The organism is Paenibacillus sp. FSL L8-0436, from assembly GCF_038593025.1.
Classification (GTDB): Bacteria; Bacillota; Bacilli; order Paenibacillales; family Paenibacillaceae; genus Paenibacillus_AQ.
In genome coordinates, this window is sequence record NZ_CP151955.1 from 156,470 (window position 1) to 169,303 (window position 12,834).

General features: G+C 54.3%; 13 protein-coding genes. All 13 read left to right on the forward strand.

The window, feature by feature from the left end; genetic code table 11:
• The 13 genes from hisD (at window position 1) to NSS79_RS00840 (ending at window position 12,808) form a co-directional block, all read left to right on the forward strand.
• Window positions 1-1,308 carry a histidinol dehydrogenase gene (hisD, locus tag NSS79_RS00780; RefSeq protein ID WP_342437907.1) on the forward strand — a complete coding sequence of 436 codons (1,308 nt, stop codon included), beginning with the start codon at window positions 1-3 and terminating at the stop codon, window positions 1,306-1,308.
• Window positions 1,298-1,909, forward strand: coding sequence for an imidazoleglycerol-phosphate dehydratase HisB (gene hisB, locus NSS79_RS00785; protein WP_342437908.1), 612 nt, complete (start codon window positions 1,298-1,300; stop codon window positions 1,907-1,909). Before hisD ends, hisB begins: the two co-directional genes overlap by 11 nt.
• A 1-nt stretch (window position 1,910) precedes the next feature.
• Complete coding sequence (gene hisH, locus NSS79_RS00790) at window positions 1,911-2,534, forward strand: imidazole glycerol phosphate synthase subunit HisH (protein ID WP_342437909.1); 624 nt, start codon at window positions 1,911-1,913, stop codon at window positions 2,532-2,534.
• 41 nt (window positions 2,535-2,575) lie between these two features.
• The gene (hisA, locus tag NSS79_RS00795; RefSeq protein ID WP_038584626.1) at window positions 2,576-3,325 is read left to right on the forward strand and encodes a 1-(5-phosphoribosyl)-5-[(5-phosphoribosylamino)methylideneamino]imidazole-4-carboxamide isomerase; all 750 of its coding nucleotides are present in this window, start codon (window positions 2,576-2,578) and stop codon (window positions 3,323-3,325) included.
• A 74-nt stretch (window positions 3,326-3,399) separates the two neighbouring features.
• Window positions 3,400-4,158 carry an imidazole glycerol phosphate synthase subunit HisF gene (hisF, locus tag NSS79_RS00800; RefSeq protein WP_038584629.1) on the forward strand — a complete coding sequence of 253 codons (759 nt, stop codon included), beginning with the start codon at window positions 3,400-3,402 and terminating at the stop codon, window positions 4,156-4,158.
• Window positions 4,155-4,880 carry a bifunctional phosphoribosyl-AMP cyclohydrolase/phosphoribosyl-ATP diphosphatase HisIE gene (hisIE, locus tag NSS79_RS00805; RefSeq protein WP_342437910.1) on the forward strand — a complete coding sequence of 242 codons (726 nt, stop codon included), beginning with the start codon at window positions 4,155-4,157 and terminating at the stop codon, window positions 4,878-4,880. Before hisF ends, hisIE begins: the two co-directional genes overlap by 4 nt.
• Window positions 4,881-4,893: 13 nt before the next feature.
• The gene (gene hisJ, locus NSS79_RS00810) at window positions 4,894-5,721 is read left to right on the forward strand and encodes a histidinol-phosphatase HisJ (RefSeq protein WP_342437911.1); all 828 of its coding nucleotides are present in this window, start codon (window positions 4,894-4,896) and stop codon (window positions 5,719-5,721) included.
• A gap of 23 nt (window positions 5,722-5,744) precedes the next feature.
• Entirely contained in the window at window positions 5,745-6,695 is a 951-nt protein-coding gene (locus tag NSS79_RS00815; RefSeq protein ID WP_342437912.1) for a ribose-phosphate pyrophosphokinase, read from the forward strand.
• A gap of 252 nt (window positions 6,696-6,947) precedes the next feature.
• Window positions 6,948-8,690: a tetratricopeptide repeat protein gene (locus NSS79_RS00820; protein WP_342437913.1), complete on the forward strand. Its 1,743-nt coding sequence runs from the start codon at window positions 6,948-6,950 to the stop codon at window positions 8,688-8,690.
• A gap of 160 nt (window positions 8,691-8,850) precedes the next feature.
• Entirely contained in the window at window positions 8,851-9,804 is a 954-nt protein-coding gene (trxB, locus tag NSS79_RS00825) for a thioredoxin-disulfide reductase (RefSeq protein ID WP_038584642.1), read from the forward strand.
• Window positions 9,805-10,008: 204 nt separating this feature from the next.
• On the forward strand, window positions 10,009-10,236 hold the full coding sequence (locus tag NSS79_RS00830) for a DUF1858 domain-containing protein (protein ID WP_038584645.1): 228 nt from the start codon (window positions 10,009-10,011) through the stop codon (window positions 10,234-10,236).
• Between the two features lie 42 nt (window positions 10,237-10,278).
• Window positions 10,279-11,538, forward strand: coding sequence for a DUF438 domain-containing protein (locus NSS79_RS00835; RefSeq protein WP_341089139.1), 1,260 nt, complete (start codon window positions 10,279-10,281; stop codon window positions 11,536-11,538).
• A gap of 319 nt (window positions 11,539-11,857) precedes the next feature.
• Window positions 11,858-12,808 (forward strand): ROK family glucokinase, encoded by a 951-nt coding sequence (locus NSS79_RS00840; protein ID WP_038584650.1) that lies wholly within the window; start codon window positions 11,858-11,860, stop codon window positions 12,806-12,808.
• Window positions 12,809-12,834 lie beyond the last annotated feature (26 nt).

A 12,834-nucleotide genomic window follows, 5' to 3' on the forward strand; every position in this document is an offset into this window, starting at 1 on the left:
GTGAAGGTCCAATCGAGCAGGGAATTTAATCTGCAGCGTGAAGTGGAATACGGAACGCCGGAGCAGAACAAGGCCGTGAAGCAAATCGTAGCCGACATCAAACAGGAGGGCGACGCTGCGCTGCTCCGCTATACGGAGCGGTTTGACGGGGCGGCGCTGACACCGGCGCAGCTGCGGGTAACCGCAGAAGAGCTCCAGGCGGCTTATAGCCGGGTTGAGGAGTCGTTCGTAACCGCGATTCGTGCGGCTGCGGTCAATATCCGGGCGTTTCACGCCCGTCAGAAACGCAGTTCCTGGATGGATCTGCAGCCGGACGGTACGATCCTCGGCCAGATCATCCGCCCGCTGAAGCGGGTGGGTGTATATGTTCCCGGCGGCAAGGCAGCGTATCCGTCCTCGGTGCTGATGAACGTGATTCCGGCCCAGATTGCCGGAGTGCCGGAGATCGTGATGGTCACACCGCCGTCGACCGGCGGCAAGGACGGCATCGATCCTTACATCCTCGTTGCTGCGGCAGAAGCCGGTGTGAGCGAGGTCTACCGCGTGGGCGGCGCGCAGGCGATCGCTGCGCTCGCCTTCGGCACGGAAACCATCGCGCCGGTCGATAAAATCTGCGGCCCCGGCAACATCTACGTTGCCCTGGCCAAGCGCGAGGTCTACGGCGCGGTCGATATCGACAGCATCGCCGGGCCCAGTGAAATCGTTGTGCTCGCCGACGAAACCGCAGAGCCGGCTTACATCGCGGCTGATCTGCTCTCACAGGCCGAGCATGACGAGATGGCCTCGGCTATCCTTGTGACGCCGTCGCAGAGCCTCGGAGAGGCCGTAGCGGCCGAGGTGGAGCGGCAGCTTCAGGAGCTGCCGCGCGAGGCTATCGCCCGCGCCTCAGTGGAGAACTACGGCGCAATCATCGTCGTAGACTCGATGAAGGAAGGCATCTCCGTAGTGAATCGGCTGGCGCCGGAGCATCTGGAGATTGTCGTCGAAGATCCCATGGGCCTGCTTGGCAGCATCGAGAATGCCGGAGCGATTTTCCTGGGACCGTACAGCTCGGAACCGGTCGGCGATTATTTCGCCGGACCGAATCATATTATACCGACCAATGGCACCGCGCGGTTCTCTTCGCCGGTTGATGTGGATGATTTCATCAAGAAATCAAGCCTGATTTATTACAGCAAGGAGGCGCTGCTGCGTGATGGAGCAACCATCATCGAGTTGGCCAGACGCGAAGGGCTGGAAGGTCATGCACGGGCGATAGAGATCAGGCTGGAGAATGAAGCGAAGGGCGGAGAAGAAAATGGAGAATAACAATAACGAACAGGCTGTACGCAAAGCAGGCCTTAGCCGTAAAACAAACGAAACGGATATCACGCTGTCCCTGGCTGTGGATGGAAGCGGCATTGCCGAGCTGGAGACCGATGTGCCTTTTCTGAACCATATGCTCGATTTATTCGCGAAGCATGGCCAATTTGACCTTTCTCTGGAGGGCCGGGGGGATATTGATATTGACGACCACCACACGGTGGAGGATATCGGCATCTGTCTGGGACAGGCGCTCCGCGAGGCACTGGGTGACAAAAAAGGCATCAAGCGTTATGCGAGTGTGTTCATTCCCATGGATGAAGCGCTGGCCCAGGTGGTCATCGACATCAGCAACCGGCCGCATTTTGAATACCGGGCGGCTTATCCGTCGCAGCAGGTAGGCAGCTTCTCTACGGAGCTGGTTTATGAGTTCCTCTGGAAATTCGCGCTGGAGGCCCGGATTACACTGCACGTGATAGTACACTACGGCTCCAATACTCATCATATGATTGAGGCGATATTCAAAGCGCTGGGACGGGCGCTGGACGAAGCAACGCAGATTGATCCGCGTGTGAAGGGTGTGCCATCTACGAAGGGAGTGCTGTAGCATGACCGTTGCTATCGTCGATTACGGCATGGGCAATCTGCACAGTGTCAGCAAGGCGGTGGAACGTCTCGGCTACGAGAGTCTTGTGACAGGCGATGCCGGGGAAATTCTTGCGGCAAGCAGTGTCATTCTGCCGGGCGTCGGTGCCTTTGGCGATGCGATGGAACAGCTGCGGAGCAGCGGGCTCGATCTTGTGGTTAAGGAGGCCGCCGCCGGGGAACAGCCGGTGCTTGGCATTTGTCTGGGCATGCAGCTGCTGTTCAGCAGCAGCGTGGAACACGGCGAGCACGAGGGGCTGGACATCCTGCCGGGATCGGTGGTACGGTTCGCGCCCCGTTACGGCTATAAGGTGCCGCATATGGGCTGGAACAAGCTGAGCTTCCGGCAGCCGCAGAGCCCGCTGCTTGAGGGACTGGAAGAAGGGCATGTGTATTTTGTCCATTCCTATCATGCAGTGGTTGGACAGGAGAACGATTTGCTTGCCGTAACCGATTACGGGCATCCGGTCACGGCGGTGGTCGGGCGGGACAATGTTTTCGGCATGCAGTTCCATCCGGAGAAGAGCGGAGAGCTTGGCATGAAGCTGCTGGGGAATTTTCTAAAGCTTAAGAGAGAGCGGGCGTAAGCCCGCTATAAATATATTGTAATGAAAGCGGGGAGCGCCACATGTCTTCTTTTATCGTGTATCCGGCGATTGATATCCGGGATGGAAAGTGTGTAAGACTGCAGCAGGGTGATTACGCTCAGGAAACGATCTATAATGACAGTCCGGTGCAGGTCGCTAAATCATGGGAAGAGCAGGGAGGCCGGTTCATTCACCTTGTGGATCTGGACGGCGCGAAGGCCGGGCATCCGGTCAATGATACCATCATCGGTGCCATTGCCAAAAACGCAGGTGTGCCCGTCCAGGTGGGCGGTGGACTCCGCAGTCTTGCTGATGTGGAGAAGCTGCTCGGTCTTGGAGTCAGCCGGGTCATTATCGGGACGGCGGCCATCAATGACCATGCTTTTACGGAGGCTGTGCTCGCCAAATATGGCGATAAGGTAGCTATCGGCATTGATGCCCGGAATGGCTACGTAGCTACGCATGGCTGGCTGAACACCTCCGAGGTGCGCGCCGAGGATCTGGCCAAGGAGCTGGCAGCCAAAGGTGCAGAGACGTTTATCTACACGGATATCTCCCGTGACGGGATGATGCAGGGCCCGAATATCGAGGGAATCGTGGCCATGGCTGCTGCCAGCGGCAAAACCGTCATCGCCTCCGGCGGCGTTACGAGCCTTGACGATCTGCTGCGCCTGAGCGTACATAGCGGCAGCGGAATCGGCGGAGCGATTGTAGGCAAAGCGCTGTACACCGGCAACATCAAGCTTCCCGAGGCACTGCAGGCGCTGGGACGTCCAGCAGGACAGCTGTAATATAGGGCGAAAAATTGGATCGAAGAGAATTCGAGGCGGATGCCCTCAGAACCCTTTGAAGGAGGGACTTCATAATGTTAGCCAAACGTATCATCCCCTGTCTGGATGTGAAAGACGGGCGGGTAGTCAAAGGCGTTAATTTTGTCAATCTGCGCGATGCCGGAGACCCGGTGGAGCTGGCGGCGTTGTATGACCGTGAAGGTGCGGATGAACTGGTGTTCCTGGACATTTCCGCCTCGGTGGAAGGACGGGCGACCATGGTTGAAGTGGTCCGGCAGACGGCTGGCGAGATTGCCATTCCCTTCACCGTTGGCGGGGGAATTTCCACTCCCGACGATATGAAGCGGATTCTGCGCGCGGGCGCGGATAAAATCGGCATCAACACGGCGGCGGTCAACAATCCGCAGCTTATTCTGGAAGGGGCCCGCCGCTTTGGCTCCCAGTGTATTGTGGTGGCGATGGATGCCAAATATAATGAGGCTTGGGGCGAATGGGAAGTGTACACGCATGGCGGGCGCAAGCCTACCGGCATCCGTGCGCTGGCCTGGGCCAAGGAGGCCGAGAAGCTGGGCGCCGGTGAAATACTGCTCACGAGCATGGATGCGGACGGGACCAAGGACGGTTTTGATTTGAAGCTGACCGCAGCGGTCTGCGATCTGCTCAGCATCCCCGTAATTGCCTCAGGCGGTGCGGGCAAGATTGAGCACTTTTATGATGTATTTACCGAAGGCAAAGCCGATGCGGGACTTGCGGCGACCATTTTTCATTATAAAGAGATTGCGATTCACGATTTGAAGACAGAACTGAAGCAAAAAGGGGTAGAGATCCGATGAGCCAAGAACAAGAGAATAGAACCCTGAACCAACAAGAAACGGTCGAGGGCATCCGCTGGAATGAATCCGGTCTGCTCCCTGCTGTGGTGCAGGATGCCGGCACTTTGGAAGTATTGATGTTTGCCTATATGAATCCGGAGTCGCTGCGGCTCTCGCTGGAGAGCGGCCAGACCTGGTTCTGGAGCCGTTCACGCAGTGAATTGTGGCATAAAGGGGGAACCTCGGGCAATACCCAGGCCATTACCTCGATCCATTATGATTGCGACAGCGATACGCTGCTCGTAAAGGTTGTACCGGAGGGACCCGCCTGTCATACCGGTGAAACCTCCTGCTTCTTCCGTGAGATTCCACTGAATACTTCGGCAGCAGCACCAGTCGCTAAGGCAGCTGAGACAGAGCCTTCTGCAAACCTTGCAGACAGCGGACGTTTTGCTGTACTGGGTGAACTGGAGCGGGTCATTGCCGAGCGGGAAGCCGAACGTCCGGAGGGGGCTTATACGACCTATCTGTTTGACAAAGGTGTCGACAAGATTCTGAAAAAAGTAGGCGAAGAGGCTTCGGAAACGATCATCGCCGCCAAAAATAAAGACAACGCCGAGCTGCGCCTTGAGGTCAGCGACCTGATCTATCACCTGCTGGTGCTGCTCCAGGAGCGCAAGCTTCCGCTCGATGAGATTCTGGAGGAACTGAGCGCCCGCCACGAACGGCCGCGCCGGGACTAAGGGGGCTTTCCGCATGCATATCGATTACCATACCCATCATGAACGCTGCGGCCATGCGGTAGGGAAGCTGGAGGAGTACGTGCAGCGCGGCATAGCGCTGGGGCTTGAGCAGCTTGGGTTATCCGACCATTTGCCGCTCATTCATGTCAATCCGGATACCTATTATCCTGAAATGGCCATGCCGCTTGCTGAGCTTCCGCGTTATGTGGAGGAATGCCTGACGCTGAAGGAGCGCTACCGCGGAAAGATTGAGCTGCGGGTGGGGCTGGAAGCCGATTATATCGAAGGCTATGAAGAACAGATTCACGAGCTTTTGTCGCCCTATCCTTGGGATTATCTGATTGGTTCGGTTCATTTTCTCGGGGAGTGGGATATTACGGATCACCGGCAGACCCATGGCTGGGAAGGCAAAGATGTAATGGAGGTATACCGCAGGTATTATGATGCTGTGCGGAAGTCGGCGTTATCAGGATTATATGATATTATAGGACATATGGATGTAATCAAACGATTCGGTTATGGTCCGCAGACACCGGAAGGTAAGGCTGAGGTCAGGGAGCTGGAGCTGGATGCGCTGAAAGCAATTGCAAGCAGCGGCATCGCCATGGAGCTGAATGCTTCCGGGCTGAGCAAGCCCTGCGCGGAGATGTTTCCGGCAGAGCATGTGCTGCAGCAAGCGCTGGCACTCGGTATTCCGCTTACCCTGGGCTCGGACGCCCATGATCCGGCAAAGCTGGGAGACGGTTTGCAGGAGGCGCGCAGTCTGCTGTGGCGCACTGGTTTCCGCGAGCTGGCGGTATTCGAAGGACGCCGCCGTACATCCGTTCAGTTTGAACTATAAATTATGATCCCCAGGAGGGTACTATGCATCATCATCAATTGCGTATTTTTTCCGGTTCGTCGAATCCGAAGCTGGCCGCAGATATTGCGGAGCGTCTGGGCGCCCCGCTGGGCCAGATTAAGCTGACCCGCTTCAAGAGCGGCGAGATTTATGTGCATTATGAAGAGAGCATCCGGAACTGTGACGTATTTTTGGTGCAATCCCTCGCACACCCGATCAATGAGCTGTTCGTTGAGCTGCTCGTCATGATTGATGCCGCCAAACGCGCATCGGCAAGAACCGTGAATATCATTGTGCCTTATTACGGATACGCCCGGCAGGAGCGTAAATCTGCTCCACGTGAGCCGATTTCGGCCAAGATGGTCGCGGATGTGCTTACGACTGCAGGAGCGACCCGTGTCATTACCATCGACCTGCATGCAGCGGCTATACAAGGATTCTTCAATATTCCGGTCGATCATCTGACAGCGCTTGATCTGATCAGCGGGTATCTGAAGGTGAAGGCACTTTCCGATCTTGTGGTAGTTTCGCCGGATGCCGGGCGCGCTTCCATGGCGGAGAAGCTGGCCAGCCGGCTGGATTCACCGTTCGCGATTATGATCAAGAAACGTCCGGCCCATAACGAATCGGTAATCACGCATGTTATCGGTGATGTTGAAGGACGAACGCCGATAATTATTGAGGATCTGATCGATACGGGCACGACGATTGTGAATGTGGTGGAAGGCCTGAAGGAGCGGGGAGCCAAGAACAGCATCATATGCGCAACTCACGGTTTATTCTCCGGTGACGCGCTTGTACGCATGGACCATCCCAATATAGATGAAGTGGTAATCACGGATTCCATCGCGCTTCCGGATGACCATTCCAACCGCTTTAAAGTGTTGTCCGTTGCACCTATGCTGGCTGAGGCGACACGCATTATCATCGAAGGCGGTTCTATAGATAAGCTGTTCAGAGACGCGGGGATTTAATTTCCCGCGTTTTTTTGCTGATGTTCTCATTCATTCCTGTGAACCTCTCACGGCTGCAAGCTTTTTCCCTCCAAATGGTTTCCCTTGCGCTTGAGAATCTCCCTGCCACATGTGGTATACTATTTGGAGACAGTCGGGACCATAAATGGAAACGAAAGAACGCTTAAGATGGGAGCTCAGGGTGCCGCAAGGCGCCGCTCTCCTATTTTTCGTGAGGATAAGGAAGCTTACAAAGGGAGGTGCCTTGCTTCCATGATTGAGAGAACTTCAGAGAATGTTGCGGAAGGCAGTAATGTTATTTCCGTCACTCTGGATGCCAATTTTTTCTTTGAAAGAGCCGTACGGTCACTGGACCGCTTTCAATATGATAAGGCATTAAAGAATTTTCGCAAAGCTGTTGAATATGAACCGGAAAACCCTGTGAATCATTGCAACATGGCGGGTATATTATCTGAGATGGGCGATTATGAAGCATCGAATGATATTTTGATCCATGTGCTGGAGAAGATTGACCCTGCAATGACGGAATGTCATTTCTATATGGCCAATAATTTTGCCAATATGGAAAGTTTTGAAGAGGCGGAGCGGTCGCTGGTCACTTATCTTGAGGAGGATGCCAGCGGCGAATATCTGGCAGAGTCCGAGGAACTGATGGAGCTGCTGCAATACGAGCTGAACCGCCCTGCCCCGCTGATCCGGATCCGCAGCCGTGAAGGCGTGGTCGAGCATGACCGGGCCCGCATGCTGCTGGAAGAGGGGAAGTTCCCGCAGGCCGTTAAGATGCTAGAGGAGATCACTAAGAATACGCCGGACTTTCTGGCGGCTCATAACAATCTTGCTCTTGCCTACTTCTACATGGGCCGTTTTGCCAAAGCGAAGGAATGCCTGTCCGAGGTGCTGGAGCAGGATCCCGGCAACCTGCATGCGCTTTGCAATATGGCCATCTTCATGCAGTATGCGGGAGACAAGGAACAACTGGCGGTCTTGCTGCGTATGCTTGAGGCGACAGTGCCGTTTCATCAGGAGCATGTGTTCAAGATGGCCACAACGATGGGCATTCTGGGCAGACACAGAACAGCCTATGGCCATTTCCGCCGCCTGCTGAAGGATGAAGAAGTGGGCGGAGACGCCGGTCTCTATCATTATTGTGCAGCGGCCGCCAGCAACAGCAGCCTGTACAATGAAGCGCTGCGCTGCTGGAGACAGGCAGCCAAGCTGGATCCCGAATCGGCTGTGCCGGGCTTCTTCCTGTCACAGCTGCAGGGGGCGCAGACTGAAGGCAGACCGATGCCTCTTGTCAGCTACAACTACCAGCTGCCATTTCAGGAGCAGCTCAAGCAGTGGCAGGACAACACGGACAGCTTTACCGAGGAAATGCGGAACAATCCGCTGCTGCGTGCTTCGTTCTTCTGGGCGCTGCGTTATGGTGATGCCAACACGAGGCTGCAGGTGACCGAAGCGCTGCGCTGGATCGAGGACGAAGAGATGTCCGAGGTGCTGAACGGGCTTCTGGCGCAGGAGCCACTGCAGGAAGATAAGCTGCAGGAGGCGGCGCTGATCAGCCTGCAGCGGCTGATCGGCAGCAGCCCGGATGCGAATGCTGCTCCCCAGGAGGAGCTTCCGCCGCTAAGCCATAAAGGGCCGCCGGAATGGAAAGAAGACTGGCAGCGGATATTGGACCATACGGCATCAATGATGGACCGGCGGTATGATGCCATCCAGAAGAAGGACGCCGAGCTCCTATGGAAGCAGTTTGTTAGCGATTTGTATCCCGATGTGCCGTACTTCCGCCATACGGGAGGCTGGGCCGCAGCTCTGGAATATCTGACTGCCAAACTGCATGACCGGCCGATTACCTATCGCGAGGTGGCCCAGCATTATGGGGTTTCTGCCTCCATGGTAAGCCGGTATGCACGCCGTATCAGCAACGAGTGTGATATTCCCGGGAGCTTGCCCGGGCAGGAGACCCTGCCCTCGTCAACGGAGAATATCTAGGTACTTGCAACATGACTGTAAGAAAATATAAGCAAGGAAGTATAAAGTGAGTATTATACTGCATCCTTTATATTGTTCACCTGAAACGCATCTTGGCTTCCGAGAAGCCCTACAGCCGTTTCTTCCAAATAAATAACCCACTTGTAAGGAGGCCAAAGTGATGTACAAAACGATTGTAATCGGAACAGGCCCGGCCGGGCTGACTGCCGCGATTTATTTGGCGCGTGCCAACCTTAGCCCGCTCGTGATTGAAGGCTTGCAGCCGGGGGGACAACTGACAACGACGACAGAAGTGGAGAACTTTCCAGGCTTTCCTGAGGGAATCCTCGGTCCTGACCTGATGGATAACATGCGTAAGCAGGCGCAGCGCTTCGGTGCGGAATTCAAGAACGGCTGGGTGGAATCCGTGGATTTCTCGCAGCGCCCCTTTAAAGTAACTGTAGATGGACTGGGTGTGCTGGAGGCGGAAACAGTTATTATCTCGACGGGCGCCTCGGCCAGATATTTGGGCATCCCGGGGGAGCAGGAGAATGTAGGACGCGGGGTCAGCACTTGTGCAACCTGTGACGGCTTCTTTTTCCGCAACAAAAAGATTGTCGTGGTCGGCGGCGGCGATTCCGCAATGGAGGAAGCCAGCTTCCTAACCCGGTTTGCCTCCAGCGTAACCTTGGTTCACCGCCGTCCGGAGCTTCGTGCTTCGAAGATTATGCAGGACCGGGCGCGTGACAACAGCAAGGTAGCCTGGGCGCTTAACCGCACGCCGCTTGAAGTAACGGTCGGCGATGCCGGGGTTAAAGGGCTGACAGTGCGCAACAACGAGACAGGTCTTGAAGAACTGGTGGAAGCGGACGGTGTATTTGTAGCCATTGGACACACACCGAACACAGCGTTCCTGGGCGGTCAGATTACTACCGATACCAATGGGTACATTGTGGTGAATCCGGGTACGACGGAAACGAACATTCCGGGTGTATTCGCTTGCGGCGATGTGCAGGATACACGTTACCGGCAGGCAATCTCCGCAGCGGGAACCGGTTGTATGGCGGCGATGGATGCCGAGAAATTCCTGGAGGGCACCATGGTGCATGACTGGAGCGAAACGTTGGATAAATAAGTACAGATTCTTCTAAAATATCTTTTGAATAGGCAAGCCGGCTGGTCCCTAAATCAGGGACCAGCCGGCTTTTTCTTTTATCTTCAGAGATGTGCGGACTTTCGGATTGAACTTTTTTTCACTTAGTGATTGCAATCACTATTGCCCCCTATCGGCTATGCTAAGCTGTTGTTGAGAAGGATTCTCAGTAGGGAGAAGATGCATATGAACAAAGTGCTGAAGATGGATGAATCCATATTCGAGCTGGTGAGCCGGCATCCCGAGGTTGTGGACATTATGACAGAGCTGGGTTTCCAGGATATTGCCAAGCCGGGAATGCTGCAGACCGCAGGCCGTTTCATGACCTTGTCTAAAGGAATCAAACTGAAGAAAATGAATCCGGACGCCGTAAAGCTGACGTTTCAGCGCCATGGCTTCGAGATTCTTGAATAGAGATTATCTGCAAGACGATATGATAAAAGGAGCGGAATTCCAATGAGTGAACTGATTAACAACCGCGAAGTAGATGTGCCTGAGCAGACACGCCGGCAGGCGATGCTCAAAGAAATCATAAAGGAACTTCATGCCGGAAAAAGTGTGGAAGAGGTCAAAGCACGCTTCGCGGAAGCGGTAGGCGATGTTACGGTAGCGGAGATTTCCGCGATGGAGCATTCACTGATGACGGAGGAGGGTATTCCTGTAGCGGAGGTCCAGCGCCTGTGTTCGGTGCATACGGCCATTTTCAAAGGCTCCATTGAGCAGATTCACCGTTCCTCGAAGCCGGAGGAGCAGCCTGGTCATCCCGTGCATACCTTCAAGCTGGAGAACCGCGAAATCGAACGTCTGGTCAACTTCCGCCTGGAGCTGCATGCCGGTAAATTTTTGAAGAATGCCAGTGAAGAAATCATCTTCAAGCTGCTGGAGGATCTCAGCCTGCTGCTGGATCTCGACAAGCATTACAGCCGCAAAGAGAACCTGTTGTTCCCTTATCTTGAGAAATACGGAATTTATGGCCCGACCAAGGTCATGTGGGGTGTGGACGACGGCATCCGCGCGATGATAAAAGAGGCTAAAGCTGCACTCAGCCAGTATAACGGCCAAGCCGAGGACATCGGAGTTATGCTTACGAACATCATCCAGGAAGTAAATGAGATGATCTTTAAGGAAGAAAATATTCTGCTGCCGATGGCGCTCGACAAGCTGACCGAGGATGAATGGGTCAAGATAGCCAGAGAAAGCGACGAGATCGGCTTCTGCCTGACTGCACCGGAGCAGGAGTGGATTCCTGAGCGTGCTGACGAACCGGAAGGAGCTGCAGTGCAGAGTGAAGCTGTAGGCGAAAGTCCGCAGGGCTTTATCCGTTTTGAGACGGGCCTGCTGTCGCTTCATCAACTGGAGACCGTACTGAACCATCTGCCGGTCGATTTAACGTTCATTGATGAGAATGATGTAGTCCGCTATTTCTCACATGGCAAGGAACGGATTTTCGCCCGGACCAAAGCGGTTATAGGCCGCACGGTGCAGAACTGCCATCCGCCGCAAAGCGTTCATGTGGTCGAGAAATTACTGGAAGACTTTAAGGCAGGCCGCAAGGATGCTGAGGATTTCTGGATTGCGATTAAGGATAAATTTATCTACATCCGTTATTTCGCCGTCCGCGATGAAGCGGGCCGCTACATGGGTACGCTGGAGTTCACACAGAATATCGCACCGATTCGTGCGCTGGAGGGGCAAAAACGCATATTGTCAGAATAATGACAAGATTGATTTACTACACTTGTTCCTCGCCGGTTAACCCGGCAAATCTACCTGACTTCCCGCCCCTAAAGGCCGGGAAGTCTTTTTTGAACCCGCAAAAACCTGTTTTAGTTCTAATTAATCCCGTCTCTGCATTTCTTAACTATGCCATGTGCATTGTCCATGTGTCTTGCCTGACCAATAAATTCATGTGCTCTGGATGGCTTAGCTTTCAAATTAGCCGGGTGTGTCGCCTTTCCTTGACCGCAGAGAAAGCTTCTATTATAGTGGGTACGTAGGATTAACTATTTTAGCATAGAAAAAGGTGGCTTGTTACATGTCTGAAAATATCTACGTTGGCGTGGATTTAGGTGGAACCACGATTAAGGTTGGAATCTGCAATGCCGAGGGGAATCTGCTGCACACTTATGAAGGTCCTACAGGGACTGCGGATGGCGTCGATGCCGTCATCGATAACATCGAGAAATATGTGCGCCAGATTGTGGAGGACTCTCCATACTCTTGGGATCAGCTTGCCGGTGTAGGAGCGGGCCTTGCCGGGTTTACGAACATTCGTGAAGGAATCATCATCCTTGCGCCTAACATAGGTTTTAGAGATGTGCCGATCCGCTCCATTCTGGAGAACCGATTGAACAAGCCTGTGAAAATAGACAATGACGCGAATGTGGCTGCACTGGGCGAAGCCTGGAGCGGTGCAGGACGCGGCATTGAGAATTGCGTCTGCTATACACTGGGAACGGGTGTTGGCGGCGGCATTATCATTAACGGCAAGGTGTATCAAGGATTTGCCGGTCTCGCCGGTGAACTGGGCCATATCTCTGTAGTGCCAGACCTGGAAGCGATCCAGTGCGGCTGCGGCAATATGGGTTGTCTGGAAACCGTTTCCTCTGCTACGGGAATTATCCGTATGGCCAATGATGCTGTAGCACGCGGGGACCGCACCTCTCTGTCATTGGTAGAGAAGATTGCGGCGAAGGAAGTATTTGATGCGGCAAAAGCGGGCGACGAAGTTGCAATTCGTATTGTTAACCGTGCAGCGTTCTATCTGGGCAAATCCATTGCGGCGGTAGCTGCGGTGCTTAACCCTGAAGTGTTTATCATTGGCGGCGGTGTCTCCAAGGCAGGAGATATACTGTTTGACGAGGTCCGTCGTGTATTCGCCAAGCTGACTCCCGAACCATTGCAGAAAGGCGTTACCATCGTTCCTGCCGAACTGGGTAATGACGCTGGTATTATTGGGGCCGCCGGCCTTTTGTTGCGTTCTTAATAAGCTGGAATTATTCATATACTAAT